Origin of the sequence: Mucilaginibacter inviolabilis (assembly GCF_011089895.1) — a bacterium.
Lineage (GTDB): Bacteria > Bacteroidota > Bacteroidia > Sphingobacteriales > Sphingobacteriaceae > Mucilaginibacter > Mucilaginibacter inviolabilis.
In genome coordinates this window covers 1988693-2008290 of sequence record NZ_JAANAT010000001.1, presented here as the reverse complement: position 1 = coordinate 2008290, position 19598 = coordinate 1988693, and the positions used below count along the sequence as shown (strand labels likewise).

The following is a 19598-nucleotide window of genomic DNA, read 5'->3' as shown; positions in this document are numbered from 1 at the left end:
ATTATTGCAGGTTTTCTTTTACTTCTATCCTAAGCTGATGCGTGTTAAATACATGTGAGTATGGTTGAACGCTTTTTGTTAAAAACACACTCCCGCCAATTACGCTATGGTGTCCAATCACTGTTCTGCCGCCCAATATGGTGCTGCGTGCGTAAATAATCACGTTATCTTCAACCGTTGGGTGGCGCTTGATATCTGATAATACCTTGCTTACCTGTGATGCACCCAGTGTTACCCCCTGATAAATAGTGACGTTTTTACCTATGATGCTGGTTGCCCCAATTACTATGCCTGTACCATGATCAATACAAAAAGGGACGCCTATAACTGCCTTGGGATGGATATCAACCCCGGTTTTACCATGGGCGTGCTCGCTTAATATTCTTGGTAAAATGGGGATGGAAGCTTGTGTTAGTTTATGAGCTATCCGATAAACCGCAATAGCATAAAACCCAGGATAGGAAACGATAACCTCATGAACACTGATAGCAGCCGGATCATTTTCATAGATCATCGACGCATCATGGCGTAAGTCCTGGTAAATCTCGTCGAGCGAATTATAAAAAAGACTGACCGCTTTTTGTATATCGATATTCCGTGGATCAAGGTAACTGAGCAGGATGTTCTCCAGGTCGATCTGGTTTTTCTTCAGATGACCGCCATAAATGGATAATTTGTTTGACCGGTTATTCGGAAACAGGAACTCAAAAAGATCAAACAACCACCCAACGCAATCGCGGATGGATGGTGTAGCTTCCCACTCTGCTTTATGGGTTTGATAAAGCAGCTCAATAAAGCTGTCGAATTTATCGTCTTTCATGTAATGGCTTATCGTTTAAGACTGTGAAGCGTATTTACCAGCAAATCAATTTCGGCACAGGTATTATAAAATGCCAATGACGGCCTCACCGAGCTTTCGACACCAAAACGGCGCAATATAGGTTGCGCACAATGATGGCCTGAACGAACCGCTATACCTTCTTTATTTAATGCCGCGCCAACGTCTTCTGTTTTATAACCATCCAATACAAATGATATTACGCTTGCCTTGTCTGGTGCTGTGCCTATCAAACGTAAACCTTTAACCTCTTTTAAAAGCTGGGTAGCGTATACAAGCAGGTAATGCTCATATTTTGCTATAACAAGCATGCCTATCCGGGTAACATAATCAATAGCGGCTCCAAGGCCAACTGCGTCTGCAATATTTCCGGTTCCGGCCTCAAATCTGGCGGGAGCGTCATGGTATTGGGTATGCTCAAAGGTCACATCCTTTATCATATTACCGCCGCCTTGCCATGGCTGCGTTTCGTTAAGCAGATCTTCCTTGCCATATAACACCCCAATACCTGTTGGGCCAAAAACTTTATGCCCCGAAAAAACAAACCAATCAGCGTCAAGTGCCTGTACATTAACTGGCATATGCGATACCGATTGAGCTCCGTCGACCAAAACCCTGGCCCCTGCCAGATGCGCCAGTTGTATGATCTGTGCGGCGGGGGTAACGGTACCCAAAGCATTTGATACCTGTGTAAATGAAACCAGTTTAGTTTTAGGGCCAAGCAGTTTTACGTATTCGTCGAGCAATATCTGCCCATCATCATCAACCGGAATAACTTTTAGTTTCAAACCCTTTTTTACTGCCAGTTGCTGCCACGGAACAATGTTGGCATGATGTTCCAGGTGGCTTACTACAATTTCGTCACCGGGTTGCAGATTTTGCTCGCCCCAGCTTTTGGCTACCAGGTTTATGGCTTCTGTGGCCCCCCGTACAAAAATGATCTCATTTATGGAGGCTGCGTTCAGGAAGGCCTGTACTTTTCTGCGGGCGCCTTCATAGGCATCAGTGGCCCTTGCCGCAAGTTCATGGGCGGCACGATGGATATTGGAGTTTTCGTGCTCATAAAAATAGCTGATGCGGTCAATTACCTGTTTGGGCTTTTGCGTAGTGGCAGCATTATCAAGCCATACCAATTGTTTGCCATTAACGCGTTCCTGTAATATCGGGAAATCGCGCCGGATAATATTTACATCAAAAGGGAGATCTATAATATTACTGATCCCCGCTTTTGATGCTTTATCAGCCGTGGGTTTTACGCTCGGTAAACCATGGTTGCCATTTAAAAAGTAGAATGGTATTTCCGGTGCTAACGGTGCCCCGTTAAAAGGAACGGAAATACCGGGACTGGAAGTGTTTATTCCATCAAGCACTTTTCGCAATTCAGTTTCAAAATGCTGATCCTGTTGATAAGGAAGCTGTAGCAGGTTGTCTGGAACTACAGATAACTGTTCGATAGGAAATTGCTGCTTTGTTGGATTATGGGAGATCAGGTCTGTTTTCTCTAAATAAGAATCATAATTAAATCCCTGTTGTGCCGGTAACTGCCCTCCAAAAGCAGGCGAGCTGTACGCAGGCGCAGAGGGTGAAGTTTGTTGACTACCATTTAAATTAGGATCGGTAAAGCTGGTTTGCGGATCTTTCAGATTTACGGCATTTCCCTGGTTTATGGCTGATGGCGAAATTCCGCCCCCACCAATGGTACTGGGCGGAATAGATTGATTAGGGGCAGCAGGAGCTTCAAAGGAATTAATATCAGGCAGCTCGCCCAAAAGGGACTGACTTTGCGGGGTAAATGCCGGAGAATGACTGAAGAAACCTGTTGGACCGGCTTTAAAAAGCTGATTGGCCAACTGTTCCAGTTCCTGTGCGCTGGGTATATTGTCTGGATTAATATTTATACTCATGATAGTTACCTAAATCAACATCTTCTAAAACAGCAATGGCATCATCAACTAAAACAGCCAGGGAGCAATAAAGCGAAACCAGATAAGAAGCGATGGCTTTATTGTTGATACCCATAAAACGCACGGATAAACCGGGCGATTGTTCTCCGGGAAGACCTGGCTGGTAAAGCCCTACCACACCCTGCCTGCTTTCGCCAGTACGTAGAAGAATGATCTTCGATTTATTATTGACAATAGGTAATTTATCAGATGGAATAAGCGGTATACCTCTCCAGGTAATAAATTGCGAGCCAAAAAGCGATACTGTTGGCGGCGGTACGCCCCGGCGGGTACATTCGCGACCAAACGCCGCAATGGCCAGTGGATGCAGCAAGAAAAATCCTGGTTCTTTCCAAACTTTGGTTATCAGTTCATCCAGATCATCGGGAGTAGGAGGGCCGAGCCTTGTTTTAATTTTTTGAGATGGGGCAATACTGCTCAGTAAACCATATTCAGGATTGTTGATCAGTTCGCTCTCTTGTCTTTCCTTAACTATTTCAATAGTAAGGCGCAGTTGCTCGCTGATCTGATTATAAGGTTTGCTGTACAGGTCAGAAACACGTGTATGTACATCCAGCACCGTGTTAACAGCGCTTAGGTTATACTCACGTGGATTTTCTTCATAGTCAACAAAAGTTGATGGAAGCTCGCGTTCATCACGCGATGAGCAATCAACCTCTACATTGTTGGCATCAACAACCTTATTTAACCGGTAAACGCCAGATTCAACAGGGATCCAGTTTAATAAATGTGTTAACCATCGTGGTGTAATGGTTGACAATTGCGGAACGGTACGTGTTGCTACTGCTAACTGTCTGGCAGCTACATCGCCAAGGGCTGTTTGTTTTGGTTTTTGATCGGGCATTTTTTTGATGGTAAATAATTATCTTAAAGAATGATTGATGAGGAGCTGTTTAATCAATGGCTACCTGCTTTGCAATGATAAGAAATAAAATATATTAAATCTATAGGATTTATAGATTTAATTATATATTTGCCACATCAGTTCTTTAATACTTATCGAGATAAGACGGAGGGAAAGGCCCCATGAAGTCTTGGCAACCTGTACAAAATTTATAAGATGTAAAAGGTGCTAATTCCTGCTCCTGCTAAAGGGGAAAGATAAGAAGCTACAGGTTTATATAAATATCTCTACAGCTCTGTCCCCGGTAAGTTTTATAGAATACAAATTGATAACTGAAAAATTATAACCTGGCTATAAATGAAAACCTATCAAACCTTAATCAGTGCCTATCATGCAGATATGCATTGTTGTTGCTAACAATTGAAGCGTTCAGCAATAAAATAAACCTACATCTTCAGCACATTACCCCGAATGAAAAAACTATTACTAGTATTCTTAACATATATCATCAGCACGGTTTCTTATGCACAGATCCTGGCACCTGTAAAATGGTCGTACGGGGCAAAGAAGATCGATAACGAGCAAGCTATTGTATTTATAAAGGCAACCATTGATAAAGGCTGGCATATTTACTCACAACATCTTGCCGATGGCGGACCGATAAGTACTTCTTTTAAATTTACCAAAAGCGATAATTATATACTAAATGGCAATACCTCAGAGCCTAAAGCAGTAAATAAGTATGAAAAAGCCTTTAGCATGAATGTGCAGTACTTTGAACAGTCGGTTACGTTTCAACAAAAAATAAAGCTTAAAAGCGGGCAGGCATCGGTTAATGGTACCGTAAATTATATGGTATGCAGCGATAAGCAATGTTTGCCGCCCGAGGAGGTTGAGTTTAGTATCCCGGTAAAATAAAAAAGCGTAATACTTAAATTAATATAGTTTAACAGATCAATCGCCACCAACTGAGCTGTTAAATGGATAGCAAAACTGAAGGTTATCTAAACCACCTATTTTGCGTCCGGCTTATACAACAAATACCATGAATCTGAAAATGAATTCTCTCACTAACGCTCACATACAGAATGGTGGCATCCTTTTCTGTTGTTACCAGTATTGTTAATTCGCACAGTTCATCCCGGAAATTGATCCTGAAATAAGATCAACATCCTGGCTGTACTAAGTGCGTTGCTTTGCTATGGTGGTAAAACAGGCGTGTGCTGTACAGTCCAGGATGTTGATTATATTAAAAATTGAACTAAACTAAAAATATTATACTAAATCTATAGATTTACTTGTAATTATAAAAATTGTTATTATCTTTACAGCATTCTAATTAACCCCACCATTAATTAGTTGATTTATAAAGACGAAGGGAGAGGAAGTCTCGATGATCTTCAGCAACTTTTCAGCTTGAAATAAGTGCTAAACTTTTTTCTGAAATTTTTTTAGAAATATAAATTAACTATTGTCATGAAAACATTAAAGTATCTACAATCTTATGTGCGACCAGCATCAGCCTTGCGATGTTGCAGTATTCAGTTTGCCTTTTGGTTTTAAGCATTAACAGCTAAAATTTTTTTGTGTGCTTTTTCCGGTCTTTAACAGGGCCATGGGATTGTTGTGCCCAAATCTCAAATCCGGCAATTATCATAGTAAAACTTCCAATAACTAAATTTTATAAAAATATGAACATTCACAATTATTTAACTAAAGCAAAATGCCTGTCATTAGGTTTGCTGATCAGCGGCGCAACGTTAGCTGCGGATAAAAATCCTCCCTCCAAATTTATTAAAGAAGGTGTTTGGCGAGGTGTATTTACAGTAAGTGAATCGCAGGTACCCTTTAATTTTGAACTAAAAGGTAAAGATGCCGAACACGCCGTATTTACGCTGATCAATGGTTCGCGCCGTGATAATTTCCATGTGAAAGCAATAGGCAAAGATTCTGTTTACATAAAAATGAATACCTATGATGCGGCTTTAGTAGCTAAAATTGAAGACGATGGTAAAATAAGTGGCGAATACCGTAGCCTGGTACCCGGTTTCAGAGGCAACTCACTGCCTTTTACTGCCGAATACGGTAAAAGCTATCGCTTTGTGGAACCTGGTAAAGATGTTGTCCCAAAGGCAGATCTTTCCGGTAAATGGGAAATCAAGACCTATAGTAAGGAAGCCGTCCCTGCATCTATCGCCATTTTAAAACAAAAAGGTAATAAACTTACTGGGGTTGTGATGACCGTAGTAGGTGACACCCGTGAGCTGGAAGGTACTGTTCAAGGCGACGAGTTTGCCCTGAGCGGCTTTACAGGCCCAAGTCCGTTTATTATCAAAGGAAAAATCAATCCCGATGGTACCATTAGCGGAGAAGAAGGCTTTGGGATCTACAAAAATCTGAAGTTTGATGCCGCCAAAAATGAAACAGTGGAATTGCCCGATCCTTATAAGCTTACATTTTTAAAAGAAGGCTATAAAAAGCTTGATTTCTCTTTCCCGGGTATCGACGGTAAACCCGTGTCGCTGAGCGATAATAAGTACAAAGGAAAAGTGGTGATTGTAGAGATTATAGGTACGTGGTGCCCTAACTGTACAGATCAAACTGTATTCCTGTCGCCATGGTTCAATAAAAACCATAATCGTGGGGTAGAGGCTATAGCCATTGGTTTTGAACAAAAAGACAGTCTTGATTATGCCAAGTATACTTTGGGTAAACTCAAAGAAAAATACGCTATCAACTATGATATAGCTTTTGGTGGCTTGGCAGATAAAAAGCTAGTTGCTCAAAAACTCCCTGCGCTCAATAAGTTCATTGCATTCCCCACAACTATTATTATCGACAGAAATGGCGATGTGCGCGAAATATATACCGGCTATACAGGTACGGTAACCGGTAAATACCACAAGGATTATGAAAAGAAATTTAACCAGCTGCTGGATAAACTGATAGCTGAACCTGCACCTGAAAGTGCAGCAGTAAAAGATTCGGCTACACATCCGGGAAACTAACATTATTAACCTATCTATAATCAATCAAATGAAAACACTTAATCTGATTACTTCATTCAAATGCCTGACAGTAGGCTTGTTGTTTAGCGGAGCCGCCGTAGCTGCAGATATCCCACCTTCTGCAAAATTTATAAAAGAAGGTGTATGGCGTGGCGTATTTACCGTGGCCGAATCAAAAGTACCATTCAACTTTGAGTTTAAAGGTAAAGATGCCGAACATGCCGTATTTACCTTGCTTAATGGAAGCCGCCGTGATAATTTTCATGTGCAGCGTATCGGCAAAGATTCGGTATTTATAAAAATGAATACCTATGATGCTGCCCTGGTTGCCAAAATAGAAGATGACGGGACTCTGAGCGGTGAATATCGTAGCCTGGTACCTGGTTTCAGAGGCAATTCCTTGCCTTTTATAGCTGAGTATGGCAAAAGCTACCGCTTTGTTGAACCAGGTAAGGATGTAGCTCCTGCAGCTAACTTAACCGGTAAATGGGAGCTTAAAGTTTATTCAAAAGAACAGGTACCTAATAAGATAGCCATTTTAAAGCAAACAGGTAACAAGCTTACCGGTGTTATTATGCAGGTAACCGGTGATAGCCGGGAGCTGGAAGGTACCGTTCAGGGCGATGAATTTGAGCTATCAGGTTTTACCGGACCGAGTCCCAAAATCTATAAAGGAAAGATCAATGCCGATGGTACTTTAAGCGGAGAGATAGGACAGGGAATTTATGATAATACCAAGTTTGATGCCGTGAAGGATGATAAAGCCGAGTTGCCTGATCCCTACAAACTTACCTATTTGAAAGAGGGTTACAAAAAGCTCGATTTTACTTTTCCAGATTTAACAGGCAAGCCTGTATCATTAAGCGATGCCAAGTATAAAGGCAAGGTCACCATCATTGAGATTGTTGGTACCTGGTGCCCCAATTGTACAGATCAGACGGTATTTCTATCGCCTTGGTTTAACAAAAACCACAATCGAGGTGTAGAAGCCATAGCCATAGGTTTTGAGCAAAAAGACAGCTTGAAGTATGCACAGTATACCTTAGGGAAACTGAAAGAGAAATACAATATCCAGTACGATATCCTGTTTGGTGGCCTGGCCGATAAAAAGCTGGTATCGCAAAAATTACCTGCCCTGAATAAGTTTATAGCTTTCCCAACCACAATCATTATCGATCGTAAAGGTGATGTAAGGGAGATATACACAGGTTATACCGGCACGGTAACAGGCAAGTATTATGCAGATTACGAGCAGAAATTCAATAAGCTTTTAGATGAACTGATCGCAGAACCAGTTCCGGCCAGTGCATCGGCAGTAGACTCTCAAAGTAATACGCAAAAAGGTAAATAATCATTAATACACCCCGGTAAAGCTTAATACTTTACCGGGTAACATTTAACATATTGAAAACAGATACAAAACAACTATCCACCATGACAACTAAACTAACCATCGCAACTTATTCCGCAGCTATTATTTCTATAGCAACTTTAGCTACAGCTTTTACCCCAAATACAACTACAGCCAACCTTCCGATAAAAACTATTTCGGCACACAGACACTATAAGGCTCAAAGTTTTAAGGTTGATAATCAGGGTAGTAAACTTACCTGGCAAGCTAAAAAAGCAACCGGCGATCATAACGGCGAGGTTAAAATAAGTAACGGCCAGTTTACAGCCGAAAATAATGTTTTAAAAAGTGGCACTTTTGATATCGACCTGAATACCATTACTGATGCCGACCTAACTGATCAGGCCTCGAACGATAAACTGGTAAGCACCCTTAAAAGCGAAACTTTTTTCAGTACTGATAAGTTTCCAAAAGCAAATTTTGTGATCGTTTCCGCAACTAAAACATCTGGTAACCAATATGATGTTAAAGGCAAATTAACCATTAAGGGTATTACCAATGATGTGAGTTTCCCGGCTGCTGTAAAAGTTGATGGGAAAAAGTTAAATGCTACCGCCAAAATTACAGTCGACCGTACCAAGTATGATATCAAATTCAGGTCGAAGAATTTTTTCGAAAACCTGGGCGACAAAGTGATCTACGATGATTTTGATCTTAATGTGAACCTGGTGGCCAACGCTCAGTAAGCCCGTTTTTTAACAAATTTTAACAAGATACAACACAATTAAAGTCGCTCTATGGAGCGAATGGCCACTGTTTTGGCTAAAAAGTATCCAAAAAAGCCGGATTTGGTGGTTAGTGAACGAGTAGCCGGGGTAGCGGCTCATGTATGCCCCGGCGAAAGTTCTGGAATACCTGTAGTTTGATATGAAAAAGAAAAGTACGCTATTAATTTTAACTGTATTTAGTTTAATAATAAGTCTCACCGGCTTTATGAGCGGCAGGGATGAGGTACAGAGCAAGGAGCAACTGGGCGAGAAACTTTTTTTCGATCCGATATTATCGCTGGATAAAACTATCAGTTGTTCATCCTGCCATAAGCCGGAATTTGCTTTTGCCGATACCGTTACTTTTAGCTTGGGTATCAAAGGTAACCGCACTGCCAGAAATTCACCGGGACTTACTAATCTTTCAGGCCGGCCACATCTTTTTTGGGACGGACGCGCATCTTCCTTGGAAGAACAGGCTATGGGACCTATCACATCGCCCACGGAAATGGGGCTGTCCCTGGATGAAGCGGTTAAAAGATTGAATGATGATGTAGTTTATGCTGCGGCTTTTCAAAAAGTATTTAAGGCACCTGCCAACAAAGATAACTTGCTTAAGGCTATAGCTTCATTTGAGCGTACATTGGAAACCTCAAATAGCCCTTATGACCGGTACATCAATGGAGATGATAATGCCTTATCCGCATCCGCTGCACGTGGCAGGTTATTGTTTATTGGTAAAGCCAATTGTAACAACTGCCACTCGGGCGAAGATTTTACAGCCGACAGATTTAAAAGTATCGGCCTGTATAACGGGAAGGATCTGAACGATCCGGGCCGTTCGGTGATCACCAAAAATAAAACGGAAGACGGCGAATTTAAGATCCCGAGCTTACGCAATGTGGCTGTTACCGCGCCTTATATGCATAATGGCAAGTTTAAAACCCTGCGCAGCGTGGTGGAATATTATAATGACCCTTCGGCTGTAGTTAAGGATGGTATTAACCGCGACCTCTCACTTGATAAACCTTTAAACCTCAGCAGCAGCGAAATTGATGACATTGTTGAATTTTTAAAAGCACTCACCGACGACCGCTTTAAACAAAAGATCGCCGCTAATTGAAAATATAATCCCCTATATAAATAATTAATTGATCTGGGTATCAGTAAGGTGCTGGCAGGTGTTTTTCGCCTTGCCCGGGCCGCTGCTTTGCCTTTAAACTATTGTAAAATGAAGAAAATTGTACGCTTAATTTTATTTCTCAGCCTGCTTTACGGGCAAAATGTATGGGCACAAAAACGAACGGTAAGCGGAGTAGTAACCTCCGCAGATGATAAAGCGCCCTTGCCGGGTGTGTCGGTAACCGTAAAAGGTCTTAACCAGGGAGCGGTTACCAAAGCCGATGGCTCTTTCGAGATAGTGATACGTAATGGTAAATACCTGGTGTTTTCGTTTATTGGTTTTGAAAGTCAGGAGGTAGAGATTGACGGTATTAAGAACTTTAATATTAGCTTGAAACCTGCCGGTAATGCCTTGAATGAAGTGCAGATCGTTGGCTCGCGCAATGCTAATCGTACTAAACTCAACTCGGCATCGCCTGTTGATGTTATTGATATTAAACCCTTATTGGAGTCGGCACCGCAGGTAAGTGTAACGCAGATACTGCAGTACATATCCCCATCCTTCCACTCGGTGAATGGCAGTAATGCCGGTGATGCGGGATCGGCATTGAGTTTGGCTCAGTTACGTGGCCTCGGCCCGGATCAGGTATTGGTGTTGGTTAACGGAAAACGCAGACATAAAAGCGCCAACGTAAACTATGGAGGCCTGGGTAATGGGTCAACCGGATACGATCTGAACTCCATACCCACGGGCTCCATTGATCGCATTGAGATATTGCGTGACGGTGCTGCGGCCCAGTATGGATCAGACGCTATTGCCGGGGTGATCAACATTGTGCTGAAGAAAAAAACAGATGATTTGGCTGTAAGCAGCACCGGAAGCACACGCCGTCGTGGTGATGGCGCAGTAACACGTACCAATGTAAATTATGGCGTAGGTTTGGGCAACGGAGGGTATATTAACGTTACTACAGAATATGCTACTCAGGCTATTTCTTTGCCATCAGGTAAGGCTGATGCCGGGCTTTATAATGGCCCGATATACGGTGGCGGTGCCAATACTAGGGGCTACGATGCTATTTATACTAAAGATATTGACGATGCTATATTAAAAAGCCGCGGTATCGACAGGCATTTTTTTGATCAGCGCGCCAGCGGATCCAATGCCGGTCAGGATGCTTTGTTGTTTTTTAATGCTGGGCTTCCCTTAAAAAACTCAGCTGAATTATATGCTTTTGGTGGTATCAGCAGTCGTAATTCGCAGTTTACAGCAACGTATCGTTTACCGGGCTGGACATCCAGGAACAACAACTTTATTTATCCCGACGGTTTTTTACCGGCCATGGAAAACAACATTGTAGATGAATCCATAGCCATAGGTTTAAAAGGTAAAGTAGGCGACTGGAATGTCGATTTCTCCAATGTTTATGGTAAAAATATTTTTGGCAACCGGGTTGATAATTCACTGAATGCCAGTTTGGGTTTAAAAAGTCCTACCAGTTTTGATGCCGGTAGTTATAATGCCAGTCAAAACACCACTGCTTTAGATTTTACCCGCTATTTTGATAAAATACTAAAGGGGCTCAACATTGCCTTTGGCGCGCAACACCGGGTGGAGACCTTCCAGATCAAAGCAGGGGAAGAAGCTTCCTATTCCAAAGCCGACCAACGCACCATCGTCGACATAGATACAACCACCGGAGGCATACCCTATTTATCATCAGCAGGAGTTACTTCCTTGAATGGCCTTGCAGCTGGTTCACAGATCCACCTGGGTTTCAGGCCCGAGAATGCGGTTGATGTAAATAGATCCGTAACTGCCGGTTATGCCGATGTTGAATTGAATGTAACTAAAGAATGGCTGGTATCAGCCGCAGGAAGAGCCGAGTATTTCTCGGATTTTGGTAATGTATTTACCTGGAAGGCCGCAACCCGGTATACCTTTGCACCCTGGTTAAACCTGCGCGGATCTGCCAATACCGGTTTCCGCGCTCCAGATCTGGCACAATCATATTACACTTCGGTATCTACTACCTTTCAGCAAGGGAGGGGTGTTGATATCCTGACCGCATCGAATCAAAGTGCTGCGGCAAGGGCACTCGGTATCCCCAAACTATCACCCGAAAAGTCAAAAGGATATACCATTGGTCTAACCTCGGCACCAGGCAGTAATGTGGAGTTAACTGTGGATGCTTACCTCATTAATATTGATAACCGGGTAGGTAATACGGGCAATTTTACAGCTACAGATGCCAATCTGCCTGCCGATGTAAAGGCATTATTTCAACAAACCGGTGCGGCTCAGGCTAACTTTTTTTATAACGAATTTAGTACACGCACCAAAGGGATTGAGTTTACAGGCAGCTATAACGTATTGCTGAACAAAGGGAATATCAACTTTTTATTCGGCGGTAATTTTGCTAAGAACGAAGTAACCAAAGTAAATACCCCAAAAGGCCTGGAAGCCTACAAGAACGTGATCCTGAGCCCGGGAGAGCGTGCCAGGGTAACCACTAATATTCCCGGTCAAAAAATTAACCTGCAGGGTATTTACAGCATAGATAAATTTACTTTCCTGGCCCGCACCGTATACTTTGGCAGCGTTACTACAGCAACACAGCTTAGTGCCGCCGATCCGCTTAACCCTGTTTATTTTTATCAGCGACTTAAACCCATATGGGTAACCGACCTATCGGTAGGATATAAATTTACCGCCAAGCTACAAGGTACCGTTGGGGTAAATAATGTATTCAATAGCCTGGGAGATTATACCGATCCAACTATATCCGGCCTGCGTAACCCAACCGTGGTTGGTATTCAAAATGGCAGCGCGGGTATTCAGCCATTTGTCAGGTTATCAGCCCATTTTTAATCATTCATCCTTCAAAACATGAACAAAATATATTTTATAAATAAAAAAGCCATGAACAGTATAGCTTTCATTTCGCGGTCAAAGGGATTGTTATTATGGATAGGAGTATTAACTCTGATTACTTCATCCTGCAAAAAGGCTGATTATCTTGATATTAACGCTGCGGACAGACCTCCGCTTGCTGCGCATATCAGCTTTGTAAATGCCCGGCCGGTTAACGTGGGCATACAATTCTGGACGTATACCACCCAGGTAACCAAAACTGCGATACCTATTAATGGTAAATCAGATTATCTGGATGCGCAGTTTGGCGATGTGCAGATCAACTTTACCGAGGGTACAAATACCTCTTATAAAGCATCGCGTGAGTTTGGTAACAGTGCTACATTCACCAGCAGCGGAGGGCCTAATGGCCCTATAGCCAATTATTACCATACGGTGTTCGCCATTAAAAATACCAAGGCAACTGCCGATTCACTGATCCTGTTTTATGATGATCTGGCCGTACCAACGGCAGGCAAGGCCAAAATAAGGTTTGTGAACCTGGCCCCGGGCAGCCCGAATGTTGATTTTGGTATAGCAGGGCAAACCGCATTGTTTACCAATACCGCATATGGCAGGGCAGGAGGTTCCGTATTATCAGGAGCTGGTTTTAACACCTGGTCAATAGGGCCATTTATTACTATAGATGCGGGTACGCTTAATTTTCAGGTAAGCAAAACAAGCGATCACTCAGCAGTAAGCATACTGAATAATCAATTGAGCAACATTAGCTTACAGGCCGGTAAAATTTATACCATTTACATTAACGGAACACCGGGCAGCGCAGCCATAGGTGCAACTATCCTAACGCATAACTAAAATACAGCACATTATATAAGTGATTTAATAGCGTGTGCTTTAAAGCACGCCCGGTCCCGTTCCGGGCTGCTTTAATTACTTAACCCTCTAAAACATGATATCATGAAAACAAACAGTCGCAGAAAATTCATTGAAAATACCTTAAAAGCAACGGTAATAGCTACGATAGGCGTTCCGGCAATTTTAAACAGTGCATCGGCATCAGTTACCGGAAATCATCATCTGGCTAATGCAGATGAACCCTTGAAATTTACACAAGTACCGTTAGGGTTTGATTATAAGGCTTTAGAACCACACATAGATGCGCTTACCATGGAAATACATTATACAAAACATCATACCGCCTATATTAAAAATGTAAATGAGGCAATAATAGCCGAAAAGTTGACTTTTTCTTCTGAAAAGAACTTTTTCGATAATGCATCCAAACTATCGGCCAAAGCCCGCAACAATGGCGGCGGAGCCTGGAACCACAATTTCTTTTGGCAGAGTTTAAAGCCAGGCATATCTACCGGGCCGGATGGTAAAGTGAAAGATGCCATCATCAGTTCATTTGGCTCTGTAGATAAATTTAAAGAGTTGTTTAGCCAGGCTGCCCTTACCCGTTTTGGCTCGGGTTGGGCATGGCTGGTTAATGACAACGGCACTTTAAAAATAACATCCACTGCAAACCAGGATAATCCGTTATTTAATAATGCTGAGGTAAAAGGCACGCCATTATTGGCTTTGGATGTTTGGGAGCATGCCTATTATTTAAAATACCAGAACAAACGCAACGATTATATAGCCGGTTGGTGGAATGTAGTAAACTGGGATGAAGTAAATAAAAGACTAGCATAACATGGCTATACTAAATACTTGCTTACCGTAAAGAGCCCCTCTACATTGCTGTAGTTAAATCTAATTTGTCTTCACTTAAAATATCTCCAAGATTCATGTTAATCACCTTCAAAACGCGAATGCAGTTATACATTTCCTGCCAGGTTAAACCCTGTATAATATTTGCTTCAAAATGCTGAAAAGTTGTTTCCAAACTCTCTAAAATTTTGTTTCCCTTTTCAGTAAGTAAAACAAGTTTGCCTCGTCGGTCTTTATTATTCATCTCACGGGTTACGTACCCATTGTTTTGAAGCGTATCGATGATAGGTACCATATTCGAGCGTTCGATATTCAGGTTTCTGCATAACATTTTTTGAGTCATTCTGCCGCCAAAACGCGACAGCTGTATGATGATCTGATAATGTTGCCTGATATCGCTTTGTCCAAAAAATTTACTTAAATATTGATGATATGATTTATTAGCCAGCTTTAATTCCAAGCTAAACTCTTCTCCGAAATTCATAAAATAAAATCACTAAAACGCTCTGTTCCTGTTTTTAGCAGAGAGCACACATAAAACAATAAGATACATTGAAATGGGGGGTATTAAATGTATTTTTTGTTTATATCAGATAAGAAGTGTTCGAATGAGAAGGTAAATGCCGCTTGAACCGGGTATAATGGGATATTTATATAAACGGTTTCTTAAAGCAGCGGTAAGATTGCTTGAAGTAAAGAGTAAAAAACCTATGCAATAAAATATGATAGCCAGGTCTTTAATGGCTAATCTAATAGGTGCTGGTGTTGTAAAATGATAATGAGAAATTGATTCCCAGGAATTGGCATGAACAAAAGAAGCGTTTAAACCTGGCTTATGAATATGAGGTGTGCCACCCTGAAAAGCAAAAATTGCCGGACTTATTAAAAGCATATAAATGCTTAACAGCAAAAAGAAAGACTTTATAAAAGCAGACCGGATCAATATTGAAACTAATTAGCTTGCAAATATGAGATATAATTTTCAGATAATAATATTATTGAAATTGTTTAATCAAAACTTAATATGCAGGTGACCATATAAATAAAAAGAGGCTGCTTACTTTTTGTAAGCAGCCTCAATTCTGTTAATTGAGTTTACTGTGCTGTTGTCTTAAAGAAAGACGCTTGTGTTATAGATGAGCTTTTTGACTTGTCTGCATTATAGGCAGTGGCTCTTACACCATAAGTTCCACCATTGGTTAGGCCCAAAAGACTTAGTTTAAGGTTAATTGTGCCCGCATAAACACTCGTATTACTACTATAAGTAGTTGATTGCAAAGTGTAGTCGATGGTATGGTTGGTAGTAGTACCGGTTGATGACTCATCTTTACCAGTCCAGGCAGCAAAATTAACGGTTTTAATAACTGTGGAGCCGTTAAGGATGTCTACTTTAAACGCTCCTGTAGTCATATTAGTAGTAGTTGCCCCAAAATTCAACTGCAAAACTGTATTTGATATGGTAAAAGGGCTCACTTGCTGGTATCCCAGGCTGCTTAGTTGCAGTGGGGGTAGTTTGGGTTCAATTCCCTCAATATCGGCCTTCTTTGTGCACGAAAACATGGTTAATGTTAACAGCATTACAAAAGTCATGATTATATTTTTTTTCATTGTTTTCTATTTAAAATTCTGAATGCTATCGTTGATTAAAAAATATACTTGGCACCAATTAATAAACTCCATGTTGTACCAGAGGTAGCATCAACAAATGGTGTATTTACCAATTGTCCGTTTAACTGGCGCATGTTATAACTTGGTACGCCATTGTTATCAATACTGGTATAAGTAAGTGGGCTGGTATAAGTAGCTTGCTTTTGTATGCCCCAGTATTTACTCAATAAGTTAGGCAGGTTTTGTACAACGGCACTTAATTGCAAGGTATGTCTCTGGTTATTTTTACCGGTAGTAAAATAGAAGTCCTGTAGTAAATTGGCATCTATACGGTTATACCAAGGGAAATAAGCTGCGTTTCTTTGAGCGTACTGACCTCTGTGTTTTTTCAGATAAGGAGTATTGTTGATAAACTGCTCCAGAGCAGCGGCTTGTTGTTGAGGCGTAAAAGTATATACCACACCGTTTACAGTAGCTGTGTAAGAAGCAAAAGTTAACTCGCTCGCCTTTTTAGGAATGTACATCAGGTCTGAAGATCCGTTTCCGTCTCCGTTCAAATCACCATTAACGGTATAGCTGTAACCTCCGAAACCTTGTGCTGATCCCTGGTAGAATAAACCGATAGTGGTAGCAGCATGATCAAGATAGTTAAATCTGTAAGATGCATAAGCAACCACACGATGAGGTACAAAGTTTGGTGTGTTGCCAAGTTCTATATCGTTACTGGTGCCTACATTTGTAGTAGAAGCCCAAACACTGGCTGCTGTTGAGCCTGCGGTACTAAATGCCTCCTGGGCCTTGGTGTAGGTATAAGATGCAGAAGCAAACAGGCCGTTTTCAAATCTTTTGGTTAACTGTGCTGTGGCAGAGGCAGCGTAACCTTTATTCGTGTTTTCTAATATTACCGCGGTATTGATGTTAGGATAAATTAGACGGTCATTGGCAGTAACCAAGCCGTTAGCGCCTGTTCCCACATAACGTACCCTTGATTGATCACCTTCGATAAGGACACCGGTAGGCGCTTTAAGGTTTGCATTACGCATGCGGGTTGCGTTGATATCTTTAGTATATAAACCTTCAAAAGTTGCGGTAAAACCATTACCCAGATTTTTCTCTAAAGCGGCGTTAACCCTGAAAATTTGCGGGAACTTGAAATTACGGTCGATTAACACTGTCGTCGATTGGATTGCTGTACCTGCCGACTGCGGGAACAAGGAGGCATAAGTACTTGGATCGCGGTTTAATTTAATGGTTTTTAGCTGTTCTGCTGTAGCAACGCCGCCAAAGTTATACATACCGCTGTTGCTTGGGCCATTGGTTAAAAACACATAAGGAACCCTGCCGGTAAAAATACCCATTCCACCACGGAACACTAGTGAGTTATCATCCAGGAAGCTTGCTCTGAATCCAATTCTTGGTGATAACATTATTCTTGACTTTGGCCATAAACCAGAGCTATAAGATTTCATGTTACCATTGGCATCCGGCAACAATAACGCTGTCATTTGCGGGTTTTCTATTGGATTTTGCAGGTAAATACTTTTATCTGCGCGTAAACCATAAGTAATTTTGAAATTACTGTTTACCGTATACTCGTCCTGAGCATATAAACTTAGCGTACCCACTTTTAAGTTAGCAGCAAATACTTTATCCTGTCCGGGTACCAGTGAGTAGTTATAGGTAAATTGGATTGGTGCGCGATCATTTAGAAAATCATCTAATGAGTTATAGATATATGAACCCGCTGCACCAGGCATATAGGAGTTACCAATACGCTGATACTCATAGTTAATACCACCTGTAATGGTATGCTTACCTGCGTAATAGGTTACGTTGTCATATAAACTGGTTGTATTATCAATAACCTCGTTGTATTTGGTATACGGATCAGAACCTGCGGTAATGTAGTTATTACCCTGACCATTAAAGATGTCTATGGTTGGGAATATGTCACCTTTAGATGTTCTTGGATTATCGTACCTTTTAAAGGTTAACAATAACTGGTTTGATAATTTAGGACTGATTGAGCTGTTTAACTCTGCAGTTCCGGTAGTTATCTTATTGATAAATCCGTAATTTGAATTGGCGAAGGCAATTGATTGATTGCTGTAGCGATTGTTTGGTAAACCACCGGTACCACGTGTTGTAGTTCCACCAGTACTATTGGTGAACGAATAAGCAGCATTGTTTGGCGTGCTGCCAGCATTTATCTGCTGATCGCTCGTAGCGTTTAAATAGCTATATTTAACTGTCAGCTTATTTTTGTCATTGATGTTCCAATCCAGTTTTAACAGGTACTTGGTGTTTTTTGGCTTAAATGCATCAAAATTGTCGTAAGCACCGGTCTCATAACCGAATTTAGTTCTCAGGTAATCAGATACTTTAACTAAATCTGCAACGGGTGTACCGGCAATGGTGCCATTACCAGAACCTCCTTTGGGTGAATAGTTGATACCTGGTGAAGTTGAATTTTCCTTTTCGAAGTTACCGAAGAAGAACAATTTGTTTTTAATGATTGGACCGCCTAAGGTAAAGCCGTAAATTTTAGTGCTGGCTTTGGCTACGTTATTACCGATGTAGTTATCGCCGATATTGTTACCGTTAAACGACTGGTTTTTGTAATAGGTATACGCAGAACCATGGAAGGTATTAGTACCGCTTTTAGTGGTAGCATACACCCCGGCTCCTGTAAAGCCCGATTGTTTCACATCAAAAGGAGCAACATTTATTGAAATCTCATCATAAGCTTCTATAGAGATTGGCTGAGTGCCGCCGCCGGGTAACAAGTCATTAGAGGTACCAAAGGTGTTGTTCAGGTTGGCTCCGTCAACTGTTATACTGTTATACCTTGGATCGCGACCGGCAAAACTGCTACCGCTTGCCTGTGGTGATAAACGGGTAAAATCGGTAATACTACGCGAAAATGTAGGCAAAGTTTCGATTGATTTTCTATCAATACTGGTACTTGCGCCTGTACGTGCAGTTGCTAAACGCTTAGTACCCTTAACGGTTACAACCTGTAATTCCACACCGGTTGCAGACATGTTTGAATTTAAAATATAAGGCTGTCCTAATTGTAGTGTAATATCGGTATAGGTTGATTTGCTGAAACCTATAAAAGATATTTCAACCTTGTATGGGCCACCGGTACGCATGCCCGGAATACTGAATAACCCATCTTTGTTGGTGATTACAGCATAAACTGTTCCTGAAGGTAAATGCGTTGCTTTTACGGTTGCACCTGGTAATGTGACATTCTTGTCGTCTTTGATTGTCCCCGACATGCTGCTGGACGTTACCTGTGCAAAAACATGCATCGTGGTAAAAAAGCAGAGTAAGGAGAGAAGTAAAAATTTCCTCATTTTTTGTTTTGTTAAAATGTATTAAGTTTCTGATGGCAAAACTAAATAATGAGGTCATGCGGTAGGATTAAGGCTTAATGATGCTTTGTTAAATAGGAAGTTAGTATTGGTTATAAGTCATAGCAATTTAAAACTAAAATAGT

14 protein-coding genes and 2 riboswitches are annotated in these 19598 nt (G+C 41.4%); of the genes, 8 read left to right on the top strand and 6 right to left on the bottom strand.

Going from position 1 to position 19598, the window contains the following annotated elements:
• Position 1 precedes the first annotated feature (1 nt).
• Genes G7092_RS08055 through G7092_RS08045 form a run of 3 tightly spaced genes read right to left on the bottom strand, consistent with a single transcriptional unit; the run spans position 2 to position 3646 of the window.
• Positions 2 to 820 (bottom strand): serine O-acetyltransferase, encoded by an 819-nt coding sequence (locus G7092_RS08055; protein WP_166087972.1) that lies wholly within the window; start codon positions 818 to 820, stop codon positions 2 to 4.
• Between the two features lie 8 nt (positions 821 to 828).
• The gene (locus tag G7092_RS08050) at positions 829 to 2742 is read right to left on the bottom strand and encodes a family 2A encapsulin nanocompartment cargo protein cysteine desulfurase (protein ID WP_166087970.1); all 1914 of its coding nucleotides are present in this window, start codon (positions 2740 to 2742) and stop codon (positions 829 to 831) included.
• Positions 2726 to 3646: a family 2A encapsulin nanocompartment shell protein gene (locus G7092_RS08045; RefSeq protein ID WP_166087968.1), complete on the bottom strand. Its 921-nt coding sequence runs from the start codon at positions 3644 to 3646 to the stop codon at positions 2726 to 2728. The genes G7092_RS08050 and G7092_RS08045 overlap by 17 nt, the downstream gene beginning before the upstream one ends.
• Before the next feature lie 149 nt (positions 3647 to 3795).
• Positions 3796 to 3910, top strand: a riboswitch (SAM riboswitch).
• Positions 3911 to 4117: 207 nt separating this feature from the next.
• Here G7092_RS08045 and G7092_RS08040 point away from each other — a divergent pair.
• From G7092_RS08040 to G7092_RS08005, 8 genes are all read left to right on the top strand, one after another.
• On the top strand, positions 4118 to 4564 hold the full coding sequence (locus G7092_RS08040) for a protein-disulfide reductase DsbD N-terminal domain-containing protein (protein WP_166087966.1): 447 nt from the start codon (positions 4118 to 4120) through the stop codon (positions 4562 to 4564).
• A 443-nt stretch (positions 4565 to 5007) separates the two neighbouring features.
• A riboswitch (SAM riboswitch) is annotated at positions 5008 to 5112 on the top strand.
• Between the two features lie 225 nt (positions 5113 to 5337).
• Positions 5338 to 6654, top strand: a complete 1317-nt coding sequence (locus tag G7092_RS08035) for a peroxiredoxin family protein (RefSeq protein WP_166087963.1) — start codon at positions 5338 to 5340, stop codon at positions 6652 to 6654.
• A gap of 28 nt (positions 6655 to 6682) precedes the next feature.
• On the top strand, positions 6683 to 8005 hold the full coding sequence (locus tag G7092_RS08030) for a peroxiredoxin family protein (RefSeq protein ID WP_166087961.1): 1323 nt from the start codon (positions 6683 to 6685) through the stop codon (positions 8003 to 8005).
• An 83-nt stretch (positions 8006 to 8088) separates the two neighbouring features.
• Positions 8089 to 8751, top strand: a complete 663-nt coding sequence (locus tag G7092_RS08025; RefSeq protein ID WP_166087959.1) for a YceI family protein — start codon at positions 8089 to 8091, stop codon at positions 8749 to 8751.
• A 181-nt stretch (positions 8752 to 8932) separates the two neighbouring features.
• The gene (locus G7092_RS08020) at positions 8933 to 9895 is read left to right on the top strand and encodes a cytochrome-c peroxidase (protein ID WP_166087957.1); all 963 of its coding nucleotides are present in this window, start codon (positions 8933 to 8935) and stop codon (positions 9893 to 9895) included.
• A gap of 108 nt (positions 9896 to 10003) precedes the next feature.
• Positions 10004 to 12766 carry a TonB-dependent receptor gene (locus G7092_RS08015; protein WP_166087955.1) on the top strand — a complete coding sequence of 921 codons (2763 nt, stop codon included), beginning with the start codon at positions 10004 to 10006 and terminating at the stop codon, positions 12764 to 12766.
• A gap of 18 nt (positions 12767 to 12784) precedes the next feature.
• On the top strand, positions 12785 to 13627 hold the full coding sequence (locus G7092_RS08010; protein ID WP_166087953.1) for a DUF4397 domain-containing protein: 843 nt from the start codon (positions 12785 to 12787) through the stop codon (positions 13625 to 13627).
• A 102-nt stretch (positions 13628 to 13729) separates the two neighbouring features.
• Complete coding sequence (locus G7092_RS08005; protein WP_317169988.1) at positions 13730 to 14467, top strand: superoxide dismutase; 738 nt, start codon at positions 13730 to 13732, stop codon at positions 14465 to 14467.
• 40 nt (positions 14468 to 14507) lie between these two features.
• Here G7092_RS08005 and G7092_RS08000 read toward each other — a convergent pair whose 3' ends face one another.
• The 3 genes from G7092_RS08000 to G7092_RS07990 form a co-directional block, all read right to left on the bottom strand.
• Entirely contained in the window at positions 14508 to 14969 is a 462-nt protein-coding gene (locus G7092_RS08000; RefSeq protein WP_166087951.1) for a MarR family winged helix-turn-helix transcriptional regulator, read from the bottom strand.
• Positions 14970 to 15580: 611 nt separating this feature from the next.
• Positions 15581 to 16093 (bottom strand): hypothetical protein, encoded by a 513-nt coding sequence (locus G7092_RS07995; protein WP_166087949.1) that lies wholly within the window; start codon positions 16091 to 16093, stop codon positions 15581 to 15583.
• A gap of 35 nt (positions 16094 to 16128) precedes the next feature.
• Entirely contained in the window at positions 16129 to 19455 is a 3327-nt protein-coding gene (locus G7092_RS07990; RefSeq protein ID WP_166087947.1) for a TonB-dependent receptor, read from the bottom strand.
• Positions 19456 to 19598: the final 143 nt, after the last annotated feature.